This window comes from Streptomyces canus, assembly GCF_030815415.1.
Taxonomy (GTDB): Bacteria; Actinomycetota; Actinomycetes; order Streptomycetales; family Streptomycetaceae; genus Streptomyces; species Streptomyces canus_F.
In genome coordinates, this window is record NZ_JAUSWW010000001.1 from 5,391,083 (window position 1) to 5,413,958 (window position 22,876).

The following is a 22,876-nucleotide window of genomic DNA, read 5'->3' on the forward strand; positions in this document are numbered from 1 at the left end:
TTGGGGCGACTTCCACTCGCCCGGTCTCTTCCGGCGCGGCCGTGTCACCGATACCCGATCGGAGACTCGGCCGCGTCCGGCTATGCTCGGGGAGGCAACATCGCCTGGGCCCTTAGCTCAATTGGCAGAGCAGTGGACTTTTAATCCATTGGTTGTGGGTTCGAGTCCCACAGGGCCTACCAGTGGTGGTCAGGGGATCTGCCCTCTGACCTGCTGTGCAGCGCTCGGGTCGGCTTCGGTCGGCTCGGGCGCTGTGGCATGTTCGGGGGGTTGCGTGAGCATGCGTGAGCGGATGTCCGGCAGAGCCGCGACGCCGGCGTCGTGAGCCGGTCGGTCGTGCCGGCCGACCGCCTCACCGTGGCGGGGGCCGCGGGTGCCCATCAGGTGGAAGATCACGTACAGGCGGTCGTCGCTGGGCGTGAACGGAGTGCGGCGGTCCCTGCCTGCGGGCGGAGGGCCGTCGCCGTCTGCCGCGGGATGAACCGGCGGTTCTCCAGTGATCACAAGAACCTCCTCGAACCCTCCCAAGTACCGCACAGTTAGCGGTTTAACCGGACATACGATCAACCTCACCACGAGATCGACCATTCGCCCGGCGCCGGGGGGAACCTGGTGACAGGGCTGCGACGGGCGCGGTCACTCCCTCGAAAGTGAGTGAACCCCCCATGCGCGACGCGATGGTGCTCAAGGCCCAGAGATTCGTGAACTCCGTCTACGGCAGCCGTACCGGCACGACCGTGGAGGAGAGCGGCGAAGCCGACTGGGCCACCATGTACGCCCTGACCCGTGCCCTGCAGTACGAGCTGGGCATCACCCCCCTGTCCGACAACTTCGGCCCCGGCACGCTCTCCACGCTGGCCGCCAAGTTCCCGAAACTCGATCAGGACACCGTTCCCTCCCCGGACTTCTGCCGGATCATTCAGGCCGGCCTGTACTGCAAGGGGTACGACGGAAGCGACCTCGACGGTACGTACGGCGCGCGCGTCCAAGCGGCCGTCACCAAACTGAAGACCGACATAGGCGTCGAGAAGGCGTTTCCCGGCAGTGACCTGACGCCCAAGGTGTTCAAAGCTTTGCTGACCATGGACGCGTATGTGATCACCGGTTCCGGCTCCGACCAGGTCCGGGACGTGCAGCGGTGGCTCAACGGCCGGTACGTGGACCGCCAGGACTACTTCGTCGTCGCCTGTGACGGGCAGAGCTCCGCGGCCACCTTCAAAGGGCTGCTCCTCGGCATCCAGTACGAGCTGGGCATGGCGGACGGCACCGCCAACGGCAACTTCGGGCCCGGTACCCAGTCGGGCCTGAAGTCGCACCCCGTGAAGCAGGGCGACCAGAGTGTGTGGGTGTCCCTCTTCTCGGCGGGGATGGTGCTCAACCGGCGGCCCGTCGCTCTTTCCGACTCCTTCGAATCGCCTCTGGCCGCCGCTGTCCGGGCTTTCCAGGCCTTCGTCGCCCTCCCGTCGACCGGTGACGGCGACTTCTCCACGTGGGCGTCCCTGCTTGCGTCGTTCGGCGACCAGTCCCGCCAGGGCCAGGCCTGCGACGGCATCGTGCAGATCACGCCCGCACGCGCCGCGACGCTGAAGGCGGCGGGCATCAAGTACGTCGGGCGCTATCTCACCAACCCGAGCGGCAAGTCCCTGCCGGAGAAGGCGATCCAGCCCGGAGAACTGCAGACGATCACCGAGAACGGTCTGCGGTGCTTCCCCATCTACCAGACCACCGGTGACGACGTCTCCGACTTCGACTACGCGGCCGGGCGGACCGCCGGGTACGCCGCGGTCAACGCCGCTTTGGACCACGGCTTCAAGAACGGGACGCGGATCTTCTTCTCCGTTGATTTCGACGCGGTCGACGACCAGATCACCGAGAGCATTCTGCCCCACTTCAAGGGCATCAACGAAGCGATGGCGGACTCCGGCAACCCCTACGAGATCGGCGTGTACGGCTCCCGCGACGTCTGCGCACGGGTCGGCGGGGCCGGCTACTCGACGGCGAGCTTCCTGGCCGACATGTCCCCGGGCTTCGTGGGGAACGCCGGTCATCAGCTGCCCGACGACTGGGCCTACGACCAGTTCGTCATCCGCACCCTCGGCTCGGACGACGCACAACTGGCTTCGATCGACATCAACATCGCTTCGGGGCGCGACACCGGGCAGGGCTCCTTCAACCGGCCGCGCCCCGCCGTGCCGGACGTCGCCTTGGACCGCAGCTACCTGCCGTCCCTGAGATCCGACCTCTCCCGGTACATGCAGTCGATCGGCTACGCCGACGCGGGCGGCATCGGCACCGACGCGAAGCTCTACTCCAACTCCCAGGCCGTCGACGCGATCCAGGACCAGGACGAGCTGATCACCCAGCTGTCGAACACGTACACCATGCGCAAGGCCCTGATCCAGACAGCGGTCTACTGGGCGATGCGCGACTACAGCCTCGCCGACCAGGCCGTGGACCAGAAGGTCGTCGGCTACCACCTCTCCGGTTCCGGCACCGTCAAGGACTCGCACACCGGCATAGCCGAGATCAGCGGCACCGACGCCATCCAGGCCTGGAACCACTGCATCGGCTGGGGCTACACAACCGGCAAGCACCTCGATGCGGGCAAGGACGCCGACATCTGGTCCGTGTGGCAGCGGCTGAACAAGGACAACGCGTTCACCGTGCGCACCGTCGCCCTGATCCACCTGTGGGACCTACGGGGCCGGCCGGGCGGCTGGCTGCCCCCCGGCGACCGCGTCACCACCCCGCGGACCATGCGCCTCGGCCTCGCCGAGTTCGAGATCACCGAACTCCTGCGCCGCTACCGAGCCTGGGACCCCGACCAGGAGGCGCAGACGCACCAGAGCATGGCCGTCTACCAGCTCTTCGAGAAGTACAACAGCATCGCGCGCAACGCCTGACCCATGCGCGCCCGCCTGAACTCCGGAATGAGACTCCGTTGAAGCTCAACATCCCCCAGATTCCCCGCCGCGACCGCAGCCGGCACTCGTCGGCGTTCTCGCACCGCCGTGGCCTGGGCCGGCGTGCTCTGCTCGGCCGTGCCGCCGCCGTCACCGGCGTCGCCGCCGTCGCCGCCCTGCCCTTCTCCCGCTTCCTCTCCTCCGCACAGGCCGACCAGGACGGCACCATTCCGTCCCGTGTACGGGACGCCGTCAGTAGCGCCCAGGACCGTACCCGGCGCGTGCTGGCCGGCACGCGCTCCCACAACGGCTGGGAGATGGAGACCGTCGCCGACGACGGCGGCACCGTCTACACCCGCCCCGTGCCTGGCACCCCGCTCAAGGGTGTCGCCGTCCGCATGGGCGACGTGGAGACCGTACTCGTCCACCTGGTCCGCCGGTTCCACTACGAGGTTGACCCCCTGCGCCGGGGTGACGTCACCGGCTGGCACGCCCCGTCGAAGGTCCGCAAGGGCCGTGCGGAGTCCAACCTGGCGTCCGGCACGGCGGTGCGCGTCCGGCCGGGCTTCTACCCGGCGGGCGTACGCGGCGGCTTCTTCCCGCAGCAGGAGGTCGTGATCCGCGACATCCTCGCCGAGCTCGACGGCATCGTCCGCTGGGGCGGCGACGACCGTACGCCCGACGAGTCGCTGTTCTCCATCGATGTGCGGCCCGGCGACAAGCGGCTGGCCCAGGTCGCGGCGCGGATCCGCGGCTGGCGACTGGAGCCCGGCGCCGGGGCCGGCGCCCAGGTGAATGTGCTCTCCGGCAGCCGGCGCAAGGCCGCCGAAGCTCTGGCACGGCGCCAGAGCACCACGGCGTAAGCGATAGGAAGCAGGGGCTCGCTGCCGACGGCAGCGAGCCCCTGCTTGGCGTTCGCCAAGGCGCTGCGCGCCCCTCAGACCATCCGTGAGCCGCGCGCCTCCCTGTCTGGCCGAGCGGCGGCGGCGACGCTGAAAGGGCTGTTCAGCCGGCCTTCCTGCGTGAGCGATGCGTGAGCGGACGAACGTGGCAGCGACCGTGGGGGAACGGGGGTTTCGGCGTTCCCGGAGGCCTGCCGGCCGCTAGGGACCCCACGGCGGCGGGCCGGTGCGGGTGGCCCAGGCGGCGAGGGCGGCCTCGTCGAAGAGGCGGATCCCGGTACCGGACGCGTACTGGGCCGCGGGCTTGGTGAACACGGACGTGGTGACGACGGCGGCGACCTGGGCGCCGTGGACGCTGTAGCAAGTGCCGCCGAACCGCTGGAGATCCGGGCTGCCCACCTTGGTGGTCGGGCCGTAGCGCTTGCACTGGATGACGACGCGACGCCCGTCCGGGGCATCGGCGACGACGTCGGCGCCCAGGTCCCCGGCGCCTCCCACGACCCGGACCCCGAGACAGCCGTCGCGCTCGCAGAGGAACGCGACGGCGTGCTCGAACTCCCTTGAGCCCATGGCGTGGTAGCGCGCCACCTCCGTGGACCGCAGGGAGCGGACGCGATGGAGCTCCGCGGCCTGGCGGGCCCGGCGCTTGCCGAGTGCGAGGCCGCCGCCCACGAGGAGCAGGAGGATGAAGAAGGCGCCCGCGCCGTTGCCGTCGGCCCAGGCGAGGAGCGCCGCCGGGAGCAGGACGAGGGCGGCGACCGCGTAGAGGCAGCCCGCGACTCCGATCGGTTCGGACGGCCGGACGAGGTCGCGTGTGGGCGCGCGCATGGATCCCCCCAAGGTGTGCCAGGTGGAGAGATCTACCACTGGGGCGCGGGGTGAGTGACCGTTATGCCGGTGAACAGCCCGTTCCGGTGTTTTCGCATGCCCGGGGCGTGCGCCTCTCCGGCGCCCGGGGAGGGTGGAGCGGGCTCCACCCGAGCAGTGGAGCCCGCACCACCGTGTCCCGGCACCCTGGTCATTTAGCCTGCCCCCATGTGGAAGACCGTGCGGCGGGCCGCGCAGGCCACCGGCCACCTCCTGCTGGCCGCCGCCATGGCGTTCGGCATGTGGATCTTCATCTGCGTGCTGCTGATCACCGCCATCGGCACGCTCGCGGTGGTCGGCGCCTGGCTGCTGCCCGAGACGTTGCTGCTCATACGACGGATCGCCGGGGCCAAGCGGCAGCTGACGGCCTCGTGGACGGGCGTGCGGATCCCCGAGGCGTACCAGCCGCTGACCGGGACCGTCCGGGAACGGTTCCGTACGGCCGTCAGGGACCCCGGCACGCTGACCGACTTCCGGTGGATGGTGGCGTACTACCTCTACGGCGCCCTGCTCTTCGTCGCGCTGCCGCTGTGGCCCGTCGGGCTCGTCGTCGACGGTGTGTGGAGCGGGCTGCTGCGCCGGGAGCCCGTCGTACTGCCGCTCATCGAGAAGGTCGCGGACCTGGAGGCCGACTGGTCGACGGCCCTGCTCAAGCCGTCCCCGAAGGCGCGGCTGACCCGCCGGGTCGAGGAGCTGGCCGCCACCCGCGCCGACGCCATCGCCGCGCACGGCGCCGAACTCCGCCGTATCGAGCGGGACCTGCACGACGGAGCCCAGGCCAACCTCGTCGCGCTGTCCCTGCGCATCGGGCTCGCCAAGCGGGCCTACGACCGTGACCCCGACACGGCCCGCAAGCTGCTGGACGAGGCCCAGGACCAGGCCGAGCAGGCGCTGACGGAGCTGCGCAACGTCGTGCGCGGCATCCACCCTCCGATCCTGACCGACCGGGGGCTCGTGGGCGCCGTGCGCGCGCTGGCCGCCGGCAGCGGGCTCCAGGTCGCCATCGACGACGGCGGGATGGACGAGGGCGTACGGGCGCCCGCCGCAGTCGAGGCCGCCGCCTACTTCGTGGTCGCCGAATCCCTCACCAACGCCGCCAAATACAGTGGCTCCCCCCGGGCCGACGTCAGGCTCGTACGCACGAAGCGCGGACTGCGGGTGCGGGTCAGTGATGTGGCGGGCGGCGGCGGTGCCGACGAGACCTCCGGTTCCGGACTGCTCGGCATGCGGCGCCGGGTCGCCGCGCTCGACGGGACCGTGGACGTGTCGAGCCCCGTCGGGGGGCCGACCGTGATCGAAGTGGAGCTGCCGTGCGTGTGGTGATCGCCGAGGACAACGCCCTGCTGCGGGAGGGCCTCGTCCTGTTGCTGACCTCGGCCGGGCACGAGGTGGTGGCCGTCGTCGGCACCGGGCCCGAGGTCATGCCGGCCCTGCGGGAACAGCGGCCGGACGTGGCCGTCCTGGATGTGCGGATGCCGCCCGGTTTCCGCGACGAGGGGCTGCGGGCCGCGCTGGAGGCCCGCAAGGAGTTCCCCGGGCAGCCGGTGCTGGTGCTCTCGCAGTACGTCGAGGAGTCCTACGCCGCCGAGCTGCTGGGCGGCGGCACCAGCGGGGTCGGCTATCTGCTGAAGGACCGGGTGGGCCGGGTCGACGAGTTCCTCGACGCGCTGGAGCGGGTCGCGGGCGGGGGTACGGCCCTGGACCCCGAGGTCGTCACCGAGCTGCTGACCCGCCGCAAGAACACCCCGCTGGACTCCCTCACGCCGCGCGAGCGCGAGACCCTCGCGCTCATGGCGGAGGGCCACGACAACGCGACCATCGCCAAGACCCTGGTCGTCACCGAGCGCGCCGTCCACAAGCACATCGGCAACGTCTTCCTGAAGCTGGGCCTCCCGCCGAGCGACAGCGGCCACCGCAGGGTGCTGGCCGTGCTGGCGTACCTGGCGCACACACCTCAGGCATAGCGCTCGCTGTACGGCACCAGGCCCTGTGGCCCAGCAGGGCCAGGATCGCCGGGACGATCGCCATGCGGAGCACGAAGGCGTCGAAGAGGACCGCGATCGCCAGCCCGAAGACGATGCCCACCAGGAAGATCGGCATCATGCTCATGATCGGGCCGGTGGACTCCACGCCCAGCATCGCCGGCCGAGGGCTTGGTGGCCAGGGCGTCACGAGGTGGCTCTTGGAGGCGTCGGTCAGATCGTCGGCCGTGGCGCTGAAGGAGACCGTCGCGTACGCCGTCGTGCCGTCCTCGCTGACGGTCTTCGCCTGGAACGGGTCGACGGCGGAGGCCACTTGGGAGCCGTCGGCGGTGGAGGGGACGAGTCTCTCGACGGCCGCCCTGTTGTCGGCGCGATGAACACGATCCGGGCGCCCGCCCCGTCGGCCGCGGCCCCCGGGAAACGCTCCTCCATCAGGTCGAACGCCTTCTGGGACTCGATGCCGGGCATCGTGAAGCCCTCGTCGGCGGGGGTGGTTCGCCTTGGTGGCGGCGAAGCCGACGGCGCCCAGCACCGCCACCCACAACAGGCTCAGCCGACGCTGAGCTCCGTCAACTCGCCCAGCGGCAGCGTGTGCTGGGTCTGGAGGACCTTCGCACGCAGGTAACGGACGTTGTGGGCGGTGGTGAAGACCCCGGTCGGCACCCGGTCGTGGACGTCGATGCCGAGGTCGCGCAACTGGCCCGCCTTGTCGGGGTTGTTGGAGAGGAGGTCCAGCGAGCCGATCCCCAGGGACCGCAGCATCTGCGCGGCCGCCGTGTAGTCGCGGTCGTCCTCGGGCAGGCCCAGCGCGGTGTTGGCGGCGTAGGTGTCCAGACCCTGGTCCTGGAGGGCGTACGCGTCGAGCTTGTTGTAGAGGCCGATGCCGCGGCCCTCCTGGCGCAGGTAGAGCAGGACGCCGCCGCGCTCGGCTATCCGCTCGACCGCCTCGCGCAGTTGCGGGCCGCAGTCGCAGCGGGCGGAGCCGAAGACATCACCGGTGAGGCACTCGGAGTGCAGCCGCACCAGCGGGACGGTGCCGGGAGCCGGGTCGCCGAGGACGACCGCCACGTGCTCCTGGCCGTCGGCCAGCCCGTGGAAGGTGACCAGCTCGGAGTCGACGCTGTAACCGTCCCCGAAGCGGAGCGGCACGCGGACACGGGAGCGCTGGGTTGCGGCGGGGATGTCGGTCATGCGGGTACTCCGGTCCTCAGGCATATCTGCTTCAGATTTGAAGCAGGTCTACGGTTCGAGACCCTACCCCATGTTTTAAATTTGAAGCAACAGGTGTATGGCGCTCGTCACGAACAGGAAGGGGAGGACCGTCGCCGCCACGGGACGTCCTCGGGTGCGGTGCCCTCGTCCCCCTGGAACCCGTCGGCGACGCTCGCGCAGATCTCCTCCAGCTGTCCGACCTGCTCCTCGGTGAGCCGGTCGAACAGGGCGGCGCGTACCGTCTCCACATGCCCCGGCGCCGCCCGCTCCAGCACCGCCAAGCCCTCCGTGGTCAGTACGGCGATGCTGCCGCGCTTGTCCCACCGGCAGCTCTCGCGTCCGACCAGCCCGTCCTTCTCCAGCCGCGTCACGGCGTACGTCAGCCGGGGCCGCGTGATCTTCAATTTTTCGGCGAGGTCGGTCATGCGCATCCGCCGCTCCGGCGCCTCGGAGAGATTGGCGAGGATGGAGTAATAGAGGTGGGGCATGCCGGCGTCCTGCTGGAGCTGCCGGTCGAGCGCGTCCTCGAGGAGGTGCGACGCGGCGAGGTACGCGCGCCATGCGCGCTGCTCCTTGGGAGTGAGCCAGCGAGTCGTCATGCCACCAGTGTAGGTTTGTTTCAAACTTGAACCAAGCCCCGCCCGTCACCGTGAGAGGGACCGCACCCGATGTCTCACCCGTACGTCCTCCTCTCCGCGGCCGTCTCCCTCGACGGCTACCTGGACGACACCGGCCCCGACCGCCTGCTCCTCTCCAGCCCGGCCGACTTCGACCGTGTCGACGAGGTCCGCGCGTCGGTCGACGCGATCCTCGTCGGCGCCGGCACGATCCGCGCCGACAACCCCCGTCTGCTCGTCAACTCCCCCGAGCGGCGCGCGGCCCGTGTGGCGGCGGGCAAGCCGGAGTACCCCCTCAAGGTCACGGTCAGCGGCTCGGGCGACCTGGACCCCGACGCGAAGTTCTGGCACACCGGCGGCGACAAGGTCGTCTATACGACGGACAAGGGCGCGGAGCGGGCCCGTGCGGCGGGTCTGGCGGCCGATGTGGTCTCCCTGGGCGCCGACCTGGACTGGCCCGGCCTCCTGGCGGACCTGTGGGCCCGGGGGGTGCGGCGCCTCATGGTCGAGGGCGGCGGCAAGATCCACACCCAGCTCCTCCAGCAGGGCCTGGCGGACGAGCTCCAACTGGTCCTGGCCCCCCTCTTCGTCGGCGACGCGACCGCCCCCCGCCTCTTCGGCCCCGGCGCCTACCAGGGCGGACGCCTGCGGCTGGTCGAGTCCCGGCAGATCGAGGACGTCGTCCTCATGCGCTACGAGCCCACCGCGCCCGGCGCCCCCGCCGCCGACCGCCACTGGCTCCGCCTCGCCTGCGACCTGGCCGCCCTGTGCCCGCCGTCCCGGACCGCGTTCAGCGTGGGCGCGGTGGTGGTCGCCGCCGACGGCACGGAACTCGCGCGCGGGCACTCCAGGGAGGGGGGCGACCCCGTGGTCCACGCGGAGGAGGCGGCGCTGGCGAAGATCGACGCGGGGGATCCGAGGCTGGCCTCGGCGACGGTGTACTCCAGCCTGGAACCGTGCGCGCAGCGAGCCTCGCGCCCGGCGCCCTGCGCCCGGCTGATCCTGGACGCCGGGGTGCGACGGGTGGTGACGGCCTGGCGGGAGCCCGACACCTTCGTGGAAGGGGCCGACGGGAGTGGGCTCCTGGCGGCGGCCGGGGTGTCCGTCGTGGTGCTGCCGGAGTTCGAGGAGCAGGCCAAGAGGCCGAATCTTCCTCTGCTGGGGTGAGCCTCACCCGCTCGGACGCCGGGTGACGGACCGATCAGCCCAACATCTCCTGCGCGCCGCTCCCCGCAGGGTGACGCTGCCACCATGAGGTCAGCCCGATTCCGTGCCGCCGTCGCGCTTCTGCTCGCCCCCCTTCTCGCCACCGCCTGTGCGACCACCGACGCCGGTACCCGCACCATGGCCCGTGCGCTGCCCCCCGACGCGGCGTTCACGCACCCCGGAGTGCTGGTGAGCGACGCCCAGCTGGACGCCGTACGGGAGAAGGTCACCGCGGGGAAGCAGCCGTGGCTGAAGGCGTACCTCGACATGAGGGACAGCAAGTACGGGGCGTACAAGTACCGGGCCGAGCCGTACGCGAGCGTGGACTGTCCCGGTGGGGAGCGCGCCGACCGGCCCGCGCACGGGTGCGTCGAGGAGCGTGAGGACGCGATCGCCGCCTATACGCAGGCGCTCCTCTTCCGCGTCACCGGCAAGCAGCGGCATGCCGTCAAGGCGCGGGAGATCATGGACGCCTGGTCGGCGAGGATGCGGAAGCACACCGAGGAGGACGCCGGGCTGCAGACCGGGTGGGCCGGGGCGACCTGGGCGCGGGCCGCGGAGATCGTGCGGCACAGCGCGGGCGCGGGGTGGCCGCAGGACCGGGTCGCGCGGTTCCAGGCGATGCTGCGGACCGCGTATCTGCCCGCCGTCACCCGCAAGATCCCCGACTACAACGGCAACTGGGACCTCGTCATGACCGACGCGGCCATCGGCATGGCCGTCTTCCTCGACGACCACCAAGCCTTCGACCACGCGCTCCAGCGGTTCCGGGAGCGTGTCCCCGCCTACTTCTACCTGGAGAAGGACGGGCGGGTGCCGCTCACCCCGGCCGGATCCGGGGTGAACACGCCGACGAAACTGACGACGTACTGGTTCGGGCAGAAGACGTACCAGGACGGCGTCTCCCAGGAGACCTGCCGCAACTTCAAGCACGTCGGCTACTCCATCGCCGCCACCGCCCACATCGCCGAGACCGCCTGGCACCAGGGCGTCGACCTGTACGGCGAGGTCAAGGACCGGCTCAAGTCGGCGCTCGCCTTCCACGCCCGGTACCAGTCCGGTGAGCCAGCGCCCGCGTGGCTGTGTGGCGGGAAGGTGGACCGGAACATGGGCCCCGACCTGGAGGTCGCCCTCAACCACTTGGAGAACCGCCTCGACGTCTCCGTCCCGGCCGCCCACCGGCTCGCCGAGAAGACCCGGCCTGCCGGTACCGACAATCTGTTCGTGTCCTGGGAGACCCTGACCCACGCGGGCAATCCCGGCAGCTGAAAACGCAGGTCAGCGGCGGCGCGAATCAACCGTGGTGCTGAGCGTCCCGCGGATGGCGTATGCTGGTTTCACCGACGCGGGGTGGAGCAGCTCGGTAGCTCGCTGGGCTCATAACCCAGAGGTCGCAGGTTCAAATCCTGTCCCCGCTACTCACGGCTCAGGGCCGGAGTCCAGTTCACTGGACTCCGGCCCTGAGTGTTTCCCCCGGTCGGGCCACACGGCTCGCCGCCGGGCCCGGTCCGGGAAACCGGGGCATGTGGATAAGGCGGCGGTGGCGGGACGGCGTATCTCCGCCTTCTTACGGGTGCTGCCCGTCCTGCTGATCGCCGCCTTCGCCGTCCATATGCGGTTCGGTTTCCGGCTGGACGCCGACACCCTCACCGAGGCGCTCACCGTGGCGGTGGTCGCCGTGCCGGCCGCCGTCCTCACCGGGTCGTGCTCCGCGGCGACCAGCGGCTCGCCTCCCAGCGCCAGATCGCCGAAGCCGCCCAGCGGGCGGTGCTGCCCGAGCCCGACGACCGGATCGGCGGGTTCGACATCGCGGTGCGGTACGAGGCCGCGCAGCAGGACACCTTCATCGGCGGGGACCTGTACGCGGTGCAGGACAGTCCGTACGGGGTGCGGCTGGTGGTGGGGGGACGTGCGCGGGAAGGGCATGGGGGCGGTGGCCGCGGTCGCCGTCGTCATCGGGGCGTTCCGGGAGGCCGCCGAGCCCGCGTTGCCGCTGGGCATGGGCGAACTGGGGAGCCGGCCCGACCGTGCGGAGGAGGCGGTTTTCCCGGGCGGGGCGACGCTGTTGCTGTATACAGACGGGCTGTCCGAGGCGCGGGACCGGTACGGGGAGTTCTACGATCCGGCGGCGCGGCTCGCGGGGCGCGCCTTCCGGGTCGGCTTTATCACCTGGGGTGATCGGGTGAGTGCCCTCCGCATAACAACTGACATACAGTCAATACCTGTGAGTTTACTGGAGGGCGGTCAACTCGCCCGTTTTTCACCGCTCATGGACCCGTACGTCCAGCGGAAAAAGGTTAATGATCAAGCAGAACAGCTTGGAATCCATGGTCCGCGTCTATTAACGTTCGATAACGCAGCGCGGTCGTCCCAGCCGTCACAAGAGACGGCTCCGTGCTCACGCGCTTAATCCCGCAAGGGAGCCGGGGAACCACCACCCTGGGGTGAATCGCGCGGATGCCGCCGTGAACTCACGGCCGGTATACGCGCGTAGGAGACCTTCCTGCTCCGAACCCGTCAGCTAACCCGGTAGGCGAGAAGGAAGGAAAGGAGCACGCCCACGTGGCGTCAAACCGGCCTGCCCCCGAGGCCCCGTACGTGCCGAGCCAGCGCAGCACCACCGATGTCTTCGGCTACGGCAGCTACCACCACGACGAGGGTCCGCGGGAGGAGTGGAATCCCAACGAGGACTCCATCCGACCGGTCCGTGGCAAGCATCGGGTGGCCAAGCAGCGCAGCGGGGGATTCGCCCGCAGCTCCACCGTCCTGGGCGTCGGTGTCATAGCCGCCGTCGGCGGGGCCGGCATGGCCAGCGCCAACACCGGCAAGCCGCCGGTCTCCATCTCGATGCCTGACCTTCCGTTCGTGTCCGGCGAGGAGGAGGCACCGCAGGGCTCGGCCACCGCGCTCAGCGACCTCGCCGCGGCCCCCACGGCCGCCGCCACGGCCGTCACGGACAAGACCCAGATCAGCGTCTCCGACGCCGGCGCCGGCGCCGGTGAGACGCTGCGCAACCGGATCATGGCGCAGGCCGAGAGCCAGCAGACGCAGGTCGAGAACAAGACGCAGCTCGCCACGCAGAGCGCCCTCGCCGACGAGGCCGCCAAGGCCGAGGCCGCCGCGCTGAAAAAGGCTGCGGACGACGCCGCCGAGGCGAAGAAGAAGGCGGAGGCGGAGGCCGAGAAGGCCGCCGAGGCCAAGCGGCTCGCCGCGCTGGCGAAGCAGTTCACGCTGCCGACCTCCTCGTACACGATCACCTCGACCTTTGGTCAGGCCGGCTCCCTGTGGTCCTCCGGGTACCACACGGGTCTCGACTTCGCGGCTCCCACGGGCACGCTCATCAAGGCGATCCACAGCGGCACCATCACGCAGGCCGGCTGGGACGGGTCGTACGGCTACAAGACCGTCCTCACCCTCGACGATGGCACCGAGCTGTGGTTCGCTCACCAGTCGTCGATCAGCGTCAGCGTGGGCCAGAAGGTCAACACCGGTGATGTGATCGGGCGCGTGGGTGCGACCGGCAACGTCACCGGCGCGCATCTGCACCTCGAGGTCCACTCGGGCGGTGCGTCCACCGGGATCGACCCGATGGCGTGGCTGCGGAGCAAGGGGCTCACCCCCTGAGTTTTTCTTGATCCACCGGCGGCCCTGACGCACACCCCCCGACGTCAGGGCCGCCGGTTTTTCCGTCACCGGTTCGGGAACGCCTGCCTCCGCTTGTTTACGGGAACTTTGCGGCCGTTTCGGAAGAGCGGTCTGCGCACCGGCGTTGACCCCGTACATGACTTCTCTTCGCAAGCTGGGCACGTCCGACCTCGAGGTCTTCCCGCTCTGCCTCGGCGGCAACGTCTTCGGCTGGACCGCCGACGAGACACAGTCCTTCGCCGTACTCGACGCCTACGCGGCCGCGGGCGGCAACTTCGTCGACACGGCGGACGCGTACTCCGCGTGGGTCGACGGCAACGTCGGCGGTGAGTCCGAGACCATCATCGGCAAGTGGGTCAAGGCGCGCGGCAACCGCGACGACGTCGTGATCGCCACGAAGGTCAGCCAGCACCCTGACTTCCAGGGCCTGACGGCCGCGAACATCAAGGCGGCGGCGGACGCCTCCCTGCGCCGCCTCGGCACCGACCACATCGACCTGTACTACACCCACTTCGACAAGGTGGAAGTGCCGGTCGAGGAGATCATCGGCGCGCTCGACGAGCTGGTGAAGGCGGGCAAGGTGCGGCACATCGCCGCGTCCAACATCTCCGCCGAGCGCCTGGAGGCGTCCCTCGCCTTCTCCGAGCGCGAGGGACTGGCCCGGTACGTGGCGCTTCAGCCGCACTACAACCTGGTCTCGCGCGAGACGTACGAGGGTGAGCTCCAGGACCTGGCCGAACGGACCGGACTGGCCGCCGTCCCGTACTACGCGCTGGCCTCCGGGTTCCTCACCGGCAAGTACCGCGAAGGCGAGGTGGTGGAGGGCGCCCGTGCCGCCGGTGCCGGCAAGCACCTGGAGACGGAACGCGGCCGCAGGGTCCTCGCCGCCCTCGACGACATCGCCGAGGCCCATCGCGTGCCGGTGGCGACGGTGGCCCTGGCATGGCTGGCGGCCCGGCCGACGGTGGCGGCGCCCATCGCGTCCGCACGGACGGTGGAGCAGCTGCCGGCGCTGGTGAAGGTGGCGGAGGTGCGGCTGACGGAGGACGAGGTGACGCGGCTGACGGAGGCGTCGGCCTAGGGGTGCTGCGCGGCCCAGTGGTGCCGTTCGGCCTTGGCTCTCACGTCCGGTACGGGTTGTAGCCGGGGTACTGCACCGCCGGGTACCCGTGCATGGGCCAGTGCGTCGGCGGGATCACGACCGGGGTCGGCGGTGCCGTCATCCGGGCCGCGTGGTCCAGGGCCGGGCGCGCCGCCTCCCGCCGTACCCACAACTCGTGCAGCAGTTCCCGCTCCCGTACGACGAAGTCGGCGCCGGCCCGGCCGCGGCGCCCCCGGTGACGGAGGAACGCCAGGGACGTCGCGTACGCCTCGTACTGCGCCACCGCCCGCGCCGCCCCCTTCCCGGCGTGGGCGCGGGCGTACTGGCGGGCGATCCGGCGGGCCCGCATCGAGCCGAGGGCGAAGGGTTCGGCGGGGGTGAGCCAGCCGGCGACGGCGTAGGCGGGCAGTTCCTCGCGCACGGTGCGCAGTTCGCGCTGCCGGGTCCAGATGACGAGCCAGGTCAGCAGGCCGAACGCGGGGACCATGAAGGCCGCGTACACGGCGAAGAAGCCGTACTCGCCGAAGGTCGAGGAGCCGTTCCAGACGGCGTGCATGCCCATCGCGAGCAGCAGGCCGGAGAGCGGCAGCAGCACGCGCCGTACGTGATGGCGGTCCGCCGACAGTGCCGCGATGCCGAAGCCGATGCCGGTGAGGACCGTGAACAGCGGGTGCGCGAACGGCGACATGATGACGCGGACGAAGAACGTGGCCGCGGTGACGGAGGCGATGCCGCTGTGGCCGGTGAGCTGGTCGGTGCCGAAGGCGGTGCCGAGATAGAGGATGTTCTCGGTGAAGGCGAAGCCGGTGGCGGTGACCCCGGCTATCACCACGCCGTCGACGATGCCGGTGAAGTCCCGTCTGCGGAAGAGGAAGACGAGCAGGACGGCCGCGGCCTTGGCGGTCTCCTCGACGACGGGCGCTATCACGGTCGCGCCGAGGGTGTCGGCGCTGGACGGATCCGCGGTCGCCGTCGCTATCCATCTGGTCGCGAAGCTGTTGGCGACGATCGCTATCAGTGCCGCCGCGCAGGCGCCCCAGGAGAACGCGAACAGCAGATTCCGCCAGGGGCCCGGCTCGACCCGGTCCAGCCAGCGGAAGGCGGCTATCAGCAGCGGTACGGGCAGGATCGCGAGGCCGAGCCCGACCAGGAAGCCCTCGGTGCCGGTCTGTTCGCGCACCAGGGCGAGGATGACGAGCCCGGAGAGCGCGAGCAGGGTGATGAGCGCGCCGTATCGCACCCACTTGCGCTGCCACCAGTGCGCGTGCCGGAGCGCACCGCCGCCGGGAGGACCGGTGGGATGCGTCGGGTACGGGGGAAAGGTGGCCACGGCATCGACCCTAACGAGTCAGGGGCGCCGCCCGCAGGTGGGCGAGGTGGTCTCGGGCGCCGGTGGGGGTTGGTCGTCGTGCGGTTCCTGCTCCCGCCCTTACTGCTGTCCTACCGCTGTACGCGACGGAACAACAGGTCGTTCACGACATGTCCCTTGTCCAGTCCCTGGCCCTCGAAACGGGTCAGCGGCCGGTAGTCCGGACGGGGCGCAAAACCGCCGTCGGCCTGTGTGTTCTCGAAGTCCGGGTGCGCCGTGAGCACCTCGAGCATCTGCTCGGCGTACGGCTCCCAGTCGGTGGCGCAGTGCACCACGGCCCCCGGCTTCAGCCGGGTCGCGGCGAGGGTGAGGAACTCCGGCTGGATCAGCCGCCGCTTGTGGTGCCGCTTCTTGGGCCAGGGGTCGGGGAAGTAGACGCGCAGCCCGTCCAACGAGTCCGGGGCCAGCATCTCGCGCAGCAGGATGATCGCGTCGCCGTTGCCCACGCGGACGTTGGAGAGGCCGCTCTGGTCGGCGAGGTTGAGCAGGTTGCCCTGACCGGGGGTGTGCACGTCGACGGCCAGGATGTTGGTGCCGGGATCGGAGGCCGCCATCCGCTCGGTGGCCTCGCCCATCCCGAACCCGATCTCGAGCACGACCGGGTTGTCGTTCCCGAACAGCTCGGCCAGGTCGAAGACCTGCTGCCCGTCGATGTCCAGCCCCCACTTGGGCCACAGCCGCTGCAACGCGTCGGCCTGCCCCGCCGTCACCCGGCTCCGCCGCGGCTGAAAACTCCGGATCCGCCGCTCGAAGTGCGACCCGGCCGGATCGGGCTTGGGCCCGTCGGGAAAACGGGGCTCGCCCTTGGCCCGGGTGTGCCGGACGGGCTCACCGTGGGCGTGGGCGGACTGGGACGCGTCGGGCGCGTTGCGGGAGTCAGACACAGTGAGGTCGATTTTACGGGGAGGAGGGAGAGCACATCCCGGGGGCGGCTGTGCGTCTCGACGTCGGTCCAGGCATTTCAGCCCGGGGGTGCCCCTCTGGGGGAGTTTGAGGACGAGGCCCCTCAAGGGCCGACGGGGGTCCGGGGGCGGAGTCCTCAGAGGCCGGGGTCGAAGGGGCGGCAGCCCCTGGAGGATGGGACGGGTAGGGGCGGCGGGGGCGAGAACCTCCGCACCGCAACCACCACGCCCCGTCACACGCCCCCCAGCGCGGCCAGCGCCCTCCTCGCCACCTCCCGCCCGATCGGCAGCGAGGCGGTCGCAGCCGGAGACGGCGCGTTCAGCACATGCACGGTCCGCGGCCCCTCCTTGATCAGAAAGTCGTCGACAAGCGTCCCGTCCCGCAGCACTGCCTGCGCCCGCACCCCCGCGGCAGACGGCACCAGATCACCGTCCTCGACCGCCGGCAACAGCCTGCGCACCGCATCCGCGAACGCCGCCCTGGACACCGACCGCCGCAGCTCACCCGCCCCGTACCGCCAGTGCCGCCGCGCTATCCGCCACGACCCCGGCCAGGCCAGCGTCGCCCCCAGCTCCCGAGGCCGTACGACCCCCCACCCGTACCCCTCCCGGGCCAGCGCCGGCACCGCGTTGGGCCCGATGTGGACGCCGCCGTCGATCCCGCGCGTGAGATGCACGCCGAGGAACGGGAACGCCGGGTCGGGCACCGGATACACCAGCCCCTTGACCAGCTCGGGGCGCGCCAGCGTGAAGTACTCACCCCGGAACGGCACAATCCGCATCCCGGGCTCGTCCCCGGTCAGCCGGGCAACCTCGTCGCAGTGCAGCCCGGCACAGTTCACCAGCACCCGCGCCCTCACGATGTCCCCGTCGGCCGTCCGCACGGCCACCCCGAGCTCCGGCCGCCGGTCGACGTGGACGACCCGGGCGCCGTACCGGATGTCCGCCCCCGAGGCCTCCGCCAGCTGCCGGGCGACCCCGACGAAGTCGCAGATCCCGGTCGTCCCGACGTGTATGGCCGCCAGGCCACGCACCTCCGGTTCGTACTCCATGATCTGCGCGGGTCCCAGCTCGCGCACCGGAATCCCGTTCTCCCGGCCTCGCTGGACCAGTGCGTGCAACCGGGGCAGCTCCGCCTGCTCGGTCGCGACGATCAGCTTGCCGGTGACGGCGTGCGCGATCCCGTACTCCGCGCAGAACTTCACCATCTCGGCCGCGCCCTTGACGGCGTACCGCGCCTTCAGCGATCCCGGCCGGTAGTAGATCCCGCTGTGGATGACCCCGCTGTTGCGCCCGGTCTGGTGCCGGGCCGGCCCCTGCTCCTTCTCCAGCACGGTCACCCGCGTCCCCGGCGCGGACCGAGTGATCGCATACGCGGTGGACAACCCGACGATCCCGCCCCCGATGACGAGCACGTCACAGTCGTAAGCGACCTCCGCCCGCACCTGCACCACCTCCCGCTTCCGATAGTGCACTGCGCCACTGACAGTGCCTTCAAACGCGGGGATGCGGGCGGACCCACTCCTAGGCCCTGTCGTCAAATTCCCGCCTGCCCCGCGACGCCATGCACGCTCCCCCACTGCCTTGAGGGCGTGGGAGGGGCCCCCACTCGCCGCACCGGGCACAGACCCACGTACAACCAGTACGAGGGCCTGTGCCCGGCACGCCGAGAGCACGCACCTGACGCCGCGGGGCCCGCCCTTCGGGCGGACGACGGGAATGTGACGACAGGGCCTAGGCCGGAGCCATCAGCAAAGGCCGTGCGCGCTCCCGCAGCTCCACCACGCGCGGCTCGTCACCGTACGGCTCCAGCCGATGGAGCAGGTCCTTGACGTACTCGGTGGTCCGGGCCGACGAGATACGCCCCGCGACCTCCACGGCCCGCACGCCCTGTTCGCACGCCGCGTCGAGATTGCCGGACTCCAGTTCCGCGACCGCCGAGACGACCAGCCGCAGCCCGTGCGACCGGACGAACTCCTCCGTCGGCTTCGACAGGGCCTGCTCGGTGAACCGCCGCACCTGGCGAGGCGCCTTCAGGTCGCGGTAGCACTCCGCGGCATCCGCGGCGAACCGGTCGTAGGAGTAGAAGCCCAGCCACGACGGATCCTGGTCCCCGTCCCGGGACCGCTCCAGCCACCCCTCCGCCGCCTTCAGCGCCGCCCCCGCCGCCTGCGCGTCACCCGCACGCGCGTGCGCACGAGCCTCGACGAGCCGGAAGAAGCTCATGGTGCGGGCGGTCGCCAGCCCCCGGTTCCGCTCCAGCGCGGCCTGCGCGAGGTCCACGCCCTCGTCGCCGAACCCGCGGTAGGTCGCCTGCAGGGACATCGACGCCAGCACATACCCGCCGAGGGGTACGTCGGCCGCCGCGCGGGCCAGGCGCAGCGCCTGGATGTAGTACCGCTGCGCGGCCTCCTGCTGACCGGTGTCGAAGGCCATCCAGCCCGCGAGACGGGTCAGTTCCGCGGAGGCGCCGAACAGCGCCCGGCCCACCTCGTCGGAGTACGAGCCGAGCAGCAGCGGTGCCGCCTCCACCCGTAAGCACTCCGGCACCATGGACGAACGCCAGTCGCCGCCTCCGTACTTGGAGTCCCAGCGCCTGGCGTCCTCGGCGGCCTCCCGCAGCTTCTGCACATCGCTGTGGCCGACTTTGAGCGGTGCGCCGGATGCCTCCGCGGAGTTCATCTCGCGCGCGACCGAACTGTCGGCCGGGGTTATCAGCCACCGTGAGGCAGGCGTTGCGTATGCGCTTACTGCGAACGATCCGGCCAGCGACTGCCAGATGCCACCGGCGCCCGAACGGCGGCCGGCGAGGTCGAGCCGGTACAGCTCCGTCGCCGAGCGGACGGCCTGTCCGACGTCCCTGGGGAAGGCGAGGCCCACCTCGGGTGCGGGATCCGCGTCCGCCAGACCGATCTCGTGGAGCGGCACCGGGCGGCCGAGCTTCTGGCCGATCGCGGCGGCGATGAGGTGCGGCGCGGCGCCCTGCGGCACCATGCCCTTGGACACCCAGCGCGCCACCGAGGTCTTGTCGTAGCGAAGAGTCAACCCGCGTTGAGAGCCAAGATCGTTGACGCGTCGCGCGAGCCCTGCGTTGCTGATTCCCGCGAGGGCGAGAACGGCGCCGAGTTTTTCGTTCGGCCCGCGTTGCTCCCTGGACATGAGCCACCCCTCGACACAGACGGCTGCCGCGCTGGCATAACCACGCGGCATTCGTAAACCCAGCGTAGTTCGCCGCATCCCATGCGTTAAGAGGCATTGTTCCGGATGGCGGGATTGTGGTCCGTACGCACGTACGGCCCCCTTACGCACCGTCGCGGCGTGCCCCCGTTGTGTGGCCGTGCGCCCGTGCGTGCGCTCTTCTCCGGCCATCGGGGGAGCGGTTCCATGGATCGTGCGTGGGTCGGCCCGCTGTACTGGATCCAGTGGGCTGGGGGATTCTGCCACCTCCATCCCCGCGGGTGGCGGAACGGTCCGGGGGGCGAACTCCGTTCCCCGGACTGCGCGTTACCGATGCGGTGCGCAGAGCCTGTACGGAGCGTGCGCGAGCCTGTCCCCGCTCCGCCAAGTTGGCTGAAAACAGACCCCGCATCTCCAGGGCAATTACCGCTCCTACCATGGAAATTGACGGCGCGAAGGGCGTCTTGGGGGAGCGTATCGGGGGCGCATTCGCGCCGCACTCGCCTTGTCCTGTACGGGCGTTCGCTTCCTCACGCGCAGGTGTACGGGGGCGCATTCGACGGAGCCCAAGCGGCTCCACCGCCTCTCCGGTGCGCCTCCTTCATGGCAGCATGGGGAACCGGTTCGTACGGTGCACTGGTTGTCCACAGTCTGTGGAGGCGTCCATGCGGTGGTTGGTGGGGTGGAGCAGCACCGCAGCGGGGGCAGCCGTGATCGGCTCCGCGGGGGCGACCGGAGGCGACGGCGAGACCGTGCATCCGGTGGGTTCCCACTTGCTGTGGGGCGACCCTGATCCGCTGTGGGCGGTCGGGGACTGGCGTCCCGACGAGGTGCGGGTGGTGAAGGCCGACGCGCAGAATCGAATCGCCGTCCTCGGTACCTGCGGGGCGACGGACGAACAACTGCGGGTCGGTCTCTTCGCCGCGCGCGGAGGCGCCCTGCGGCATCTGACGGCCTGGTCCGGCAGTTACACGGCCGTCGTCCAGGTGGGCCGCCGGATCACCGTCAGCGGCGATCTCGCGGGCGCCCGCCCGGTGTTCTACACCCCCTGGGCCGGCGGCACCGCCTACGCGACGGCGGCCCTCCCGCTGGCCGACCTCATCGAGGCCAACCTCGACTTCGGACATCTGGCGGCTCTCCTCGCGGCCCCCGACGTCCCTGCCGCGCTGCACGACTCCACTCCGTACGACGGCGTACGGCGCATTCCGCCGGGGCACGCGCTGATCCTGCGCAACGGGGCGCGTGAGATCGCGGGGTACGAGGCGGTCGCCTCCCTGGCGGTGGCGGCACCCTCCGCCGACCCGGACAGCGCGGTGGACGCGGTGCGGGACGCGCTGGTGGAGGCGGTACGCGCGCGTCTGTCGGCGCCCCGGCACGTGCCCGGCGCCGACATAGACCCGGGCCCGGTCCCGGGAATGGGCCCCGCCGAACGCCGTGCCGCGCGCGGGATGCCGGTCCCGGGAATCGGGGCGGACCTGTCGGGCGGCCCGGCGTCGGGAACGCTGGCGCTGCTGGCCGCCGGCCTGCCGGGCATGCCGGGGACGGTGCTGGGGCACGGCACGGGTGCGGGCGAGCGACTGCTGGCGGTCACCTTCAACGACCTGGTGGTGCGCGGGCGGGAGGCCGAGGTGGAGCGGGCGGGCTCGCTGGCGGCCAACCCGCGGCTGCACCACGTGGTGGTGGCCGGTGGCGAGGAGACACTGCCGTACGCCGACCTGGACGGCCCCCTGACGGACGAGCCGGGCCCCTCCCTGGTGACGGCGGCCCGCCACCGCGCACGCCTGGCGTCGGGCAGCGCGGACCACTTCACGGGATACGGCGCCCGCCAGGTCCTGGACGCACACCCGGCCCGCCTGGCCGACCTCCTGATGGACCGCAAGCGACGCCATCTGGTCCGCCCGGTGGCGGCGCTGGCGAAGGCGGACGGCTCGGTGATGGTCCCCGCGCGCGTGTACGGAGCGGCACGCCGCCTCGCCCGTACGCCGTACCGGACGGGCCTGGAGGTCCTCGCCGACCGGCTGATGGACCGCCGCTTCGACGAGCCGGGGGGCGCCGTGGGGGCGTCACTGGCCGCCCTGTCCTGGGCCAGACCCGGCCCCGCGGCGCGCTGGCTGACGGGGGAGGCGCTGGCTGAAGTATCGGTTCGCCTGCAAGGTGCGACGAGCCGCTCCGGGGTCGGCCCGGGCCAGCGCCCCGGCGACTACCGCGCGCGTGCGGCTCTGGCGAGGACCGCCGCCGACGTGCGCATCCTGGAGCAGGCCGCCGAGATCCGCTTCCAACGCCTGCACGCCCCGTTCCTCGACAACCAGGTCGTCCGAGCCTGCCGAGCCCTCCCGGAGGCGTTGCGGGTCCAACCGGGCGCACGGGCCGCGATCTTGCGCACGGTCCTCCAGGGCGCGGGCATCACCGACCTCCCGCCCGGCTGGGGCGCACCGTCCCACGCCTCGGCGGCGGTGGCGGCCCGCACCGGCCTTCGCGTGGCGGCGGACTCCCTGATGTCCCTGTTCGGCACACCCCTGCTCGCCGAGGCGGGCCTGGTGGAGGCAAGGGTCGTCCGCAAGGCGCTCCGCGCGGCAGCGGAGGGCGAACCCCTCCCCCTCGACGGCCTCGCCGACCTGGTCTCCCTGGAACTCTGGCTCCGCCGCCTACTGGCCCGCCGCGGAACCTGCTGGACAGGAACCCCGGCACGCGCCCGCGCGGTACCGGCGGGGATCACACCCCAGAGGGGGGCGTTGGGGGCGGGGGCGACGGCGAGGAGGGGCTAGGGGCTACGCCTCCCGACGCCGGTCCGTTTCACTCAGCCCGTCTGGGGGTGCCCCCTCTGGGGGAGTTTGAGGACGAGGCCCCTTCAGGGCCGAAGCGGGGGTCTGGGGGCGCAGCCCCCAGGGACGGGCCGGGTAGGGGCGGCGGGGGCGAGAAAAGCCCGGCGCGCACCCCCACCACCCCGCACCCACCCACGCCCAGGTCCCGAAAACCTGTGCCCCCCACAGCC

Annotated in this window: 16 protein-coding genes, 2 tRNA genes, 2 pseudogenes and 1 riboswitch; of the genes and pseudogenes, 12 read left to right on the forward strand and 8 right to left on the reverse strand. The window is 71.2% G+C overall.

Features of this window, described 5'->3' with window-relative positions; all coding sequences use genetic code 11:
• Window positions 1-106 precede the first annotated feature (106 nt).
• The 3 genes from QF037_RS25035 (at window position 107) to QF037_RS25045 (ending at window position 3,766) form a co-directional block, all read left to right on the forward strand.
• Window positions 107-182 (forward strand) — tRNA-Lys (locus QF037_RS25035).
• Window positions 183-665: 483 nt separating this feature from the next.
• Window positions 666-2,903, forward strand: a complete 2,238-nt coding sequence (locus tag QF037_RS25040; protein WP_307037355.1) for a glycoside hydrolase domain-containing protein — start codon at window positions 666-668, stop codon at window positions 2,901-2,903.
• A 38-nt stretch (window positions 2,904-2,941) separates the two neighbouring features.
• Window positions 2,942-3,766, forward strand: coding sequence for a hypothetical protein (locus QF037_RS25045; protein WP_373463814.1), 825 nt, complete (start codon window positions 2,942-2,944; stop codon window positions 3,764-3,766).
• A 240-nt stretch (window positions 3,767-4,006) separates the two neighbouring features.
• On the opposite strand, the gene QF037_RS25050 is transcribed toward QF037_RS25045, so the two are convergent.
• Window positions 4,007-4,633, reverse strand: coding sequence for a restriction endonuclease (locus tag QF037_RS25050; RefSeq protein WP_307028815.1), 627 nt, complete (start codon window positions 4,631-4,633; stop codon window positions 4,007-4,009).
• A 207-nt stretch (window positions 4,634-4,840) separates the two neighbouring features.
• On the opposite strand from QF037_RS25050, the gene QF037_RS25055 reads away from it, so the two are divergent.
• Window positions 4,841-5,995, forward strand: coding sequence for a sensor histidine kinase (locus QF037_RS25055; RefSeq protein ID WP_307028817.1), 1,155 nt, complete (start codon window positions 4,841-4,843; stop codon window positions 5,993-5,995).
• Entirely contained in the window at window positions 5,983-6,636 is a 654-nt protein-coding gene (locus QF037_RS25060; protein ID WP_307028818.1) for a response regulator transcription factor, read from the forward strand. Before QF037_RS25055 ends, QF037_RS25060 begins: the two co-directional genes overlap by 13 nt.
• Before the next feature lie 208 nt (window positions 6,637-6,844).
• Here QF037_RS25060 and QF037_RS51475 read toward each other — a convergent pair.
• From QF037_RS51475 to QF037_RS25075, 3 genes and pseudogenes are all read right to left on the reverse strand, one after another.
• Window positions 6,845-7,207 (reverse strand): annotated as a pseudogene (locus tag QF037_RS51475) (MMPL family transporter); the annotation flags it as partial.
• A complete protein-coding gene (locus tag QF037_RS25070) occupies window positions 7,204-7,845 on the reverse strand; it encodes a GTP cyclohydrolase II (RefSeq protein WP_307028820.1) in 642 nt (213 codons plus the stop codon). The pseudogene QF037_RS51475 and the gene QF037_RS25070, both read right to left, overlap by 4 nt.
• A gap of 107 nt (window positions 7,846-7,952) precedes the next feature.
• Entirely contained in the window at window positions 7,953-8,465 is a 513-nt protein-coding gene (locus QF037_RS25075) for a MarR family winged helix-turn-helix transcriptional regulator (protein ID WP_307028822.1), read from the reverse strand.
• A gap of 69 nt (window positions 8,466-8,534) precedes the next feature.
• Here QF037_RS25075 and QF037_RS25080 point away from each other — a divergent pair, with 69 nt between their 5' ends.
• The 6 genes and pseudogenes from QF037_RS25080 to QF037_RS25105 all read left to right on the forward strand — a co-directional run bounded on the left by QF037_RS25080 (window position 8,535) and on the right by QF037_RS25105 (window position 14,415).
• Window positions 8,535-9,650: a dihydrofolate reductase family protein gene (locus QF037_RS25080; RefSeq protein WP_307028824.1), complete on the forward strand. Its 1,116-nt coding sequence runs from the start codon at window positions 8,535-8,537 to the stop codon at window positions 9,648-9,650.
• Window positions 9,651-9,734: 84 nt separating this feature from the next.
• Window positions 9,735-10,958, forward strand: a complete 1,224-nt coding sequence (locus tag QF037_RS25085; RefSeq protein ID WP_307028826.1) for an alginate lyase family protein — start codon at window positions 9,735-9,737, stop codon at window positions 10,956-10,958.
• 75 nt (window positions 10,959-11,033) lie between these two features.
• Window positions 11,034-11,107: transfer RNA gene (locus QF037_RS25090), tRNA-Met, on the forward strand.
• Between the two features lie 170 nt (window positions 11,108-11,277).
• Window positions 11,278-11,841, forward strand: a pseudogene (locus tag QF037_RS25095) (SpoIIE family protein phosphatase); the annotation flags it as partial.
• Between the two features lie 241 nt (window positions 11,842-12,082).
• Window positions 12,083-12,240, forward strand: a riboswitch (cyclic di-AMP (ydaO/yuaA leader).
• Between the two features lie 11 nt (window positions 12,241-12,251).
• Window positions 12,252-13,313 carry a M23 family metallopeptidase gene (locus QF037_RS25100; RefSeq protein WP_307028828.1) on the forward strand — a complete coding sequence of 354 codons (1,062 nt, stop codon included), beginning with the start codon at window positions 12,252-12,254 and terminating at the stop codon, window positions 13,311-13,313.
• A 157-nt stretch (window positions 13,314-13,470) separates the two neighbouring features.
• Window positions 13,471-14,415 (forward strand): aldo/keto reductase, encoded by a 945-nt coding sequence (locus QF037_RS25105; protein ID WP_307028830.1) that lies wholly within the window; start codon window positions 13,471-13,473, stop codon window positions 14,413-14,415.
• A gap of 40 nt (window positions 14,416-14,455) precedes the next feature.
• Here QF037_RS25105 and QF037_RS25110 read toward each other — a convergent pair whose 3' ends face one another.
• The 4 genes from QF037_RS25110 to QF037_RS25125 form a co-directional block, all read right to left on the reverse strand.
• Entirely contained in the window at window positions 14,456-15,766 is a 1,311-nt protein-coding gene (locus tag QF037_RS25110) for a PrsW family intramembrane metalloprotease (protein WP_307028831.1), read from the reverse strand.
• 110 nt (window positions 15,767-15,876) lie between these two features.
• Entirely contained in the window at window positions 15,877-16,689 is an 813-nt protein-coding gene (gene trmB / locus QF037_RS25115) for a tRNA (guanosine(46)-N7)-methyltransferase TrmB (RefSeq protein ID WP_307028833.1), read from the reverse strand.
• Between the two features lie 251 nt (window positions 16,690-16,940).
• Window positions 16,941-18,182, reverse strand: a complete 1,242-nt coding sequence (gene lhgO, locus QF037_RS25120; protein ID WP_373463816.1) for an L-2-hydroxyglutarate oxidase — start codon at window positions 18,180-18,182, stop codon at window positions 16,941-16,943.
• Between the two features lie 259 nt (window positions 18,183-18,441).
• Entirely contained in the window at window positions 18,442-19,866 is a 1,425-nt protein-coding gene (locus QF037_RS25125) for an MFS transporter (RefSeq protein WP_266890456.1), read from the reverse strand.
• 683 nt (window positions 19,867-20,549) lie between these two features.
• Here QF037_RS25125 and QF037_RS25130 point away from each other — a divergent pair.
• Window positions 20,550-22,649 carry an asparagine synthase-related protein gene (locus QF037_RS25130; protein WP_307028836.1) on the forward strand — a complete coding sequence of 700 codons (2,100 nt, stop codon included), beginning with the start codon at window positions 20,550-20,552 and terminating at the stop codon, window positions 22,647-22,649.
• Window positions 22,650-22,876 lie beyond the last annotated feature (227 nt).

What these genes read in the sequence shown, in the direction of transcription:
- QF037_RS25055 (WP_307028817.1), top strand. Translation starts at nt 4,841, where the DNA reads ATGTGGAAGACCGTGCGGCGGGCCGCGCAGGCCACCGGCCACCTCCTG.
- QF037_RS25105 (WP_307028830.1), top strand. Translation starts at nt 13,471, where the DNA reads ATGACTTCTCTTCGCAAGCTGGGCACGTCCGACCTCGAGGTCTTCCCG.
- QF037_RS25050 (WP_307028815.1), bottom strand. Translation starts at nt 4,633, where the DNA reads ATGCGCGCGCCCACACGCGACCTCGTCCGGCCGTCCGAACCGATCGGA.
- QF037_RS25075 (WP_307028822.1), bottom strand. Translation starts at nt 8,465, where the DNA reads ATGACGACTCGCTGGCTCACTCCCAAGGAGCAGCGCGCATGGCGCGCG.
- QF037_RS25130 (WP_307028836.1), top strand. Translation starts at nt 20,550, where the DNA reads ATGCGGTGGTTGGTGGGGTGGAGCAGCACCGCAGCGGGGGCAGCCGTG.
- QF037_RS25085 (WP_307028826.1), top strand. Translation starts at nt 9,735, where the DNA reads ATGAGGTCAGCCCGATTCCGTGCCGCCGTCGCGCTTCTGCTCGCCCCC.
- QF037_RS25125 (WP_266890456.1), bottom strand. Translation starts at nt 19,866, where the DNA reads ATGTCCAGGGAGCAACGCGGGCCGAACGAAAAACTCGGCGCCGTTCTC.
- QF037_RS25080 (WP_307028824.1), top strand. Translation starts at nt 8,535, where the DNA reads ATGTCTCACCCGTACGTCCTCCTCTCCGCGGCCGTCTCCCTCGACGGC.
- QF037_RS25040 (WP_307037355.1), top strand. Translation starts at nt 666, where the DNA reads ATGCGCGACGCGATGGTGCTCAAGGCCCAGAGATTCGTGAACTCCGTC.
- QF037_RS25070 (WP_307028820.1), bottom strand. Translation starts at nt 7,845, where the DNA reads ATGACCGACATCCCCGCCGCAACCCAGCGCTCCCGTGTCCGCGTGCCG.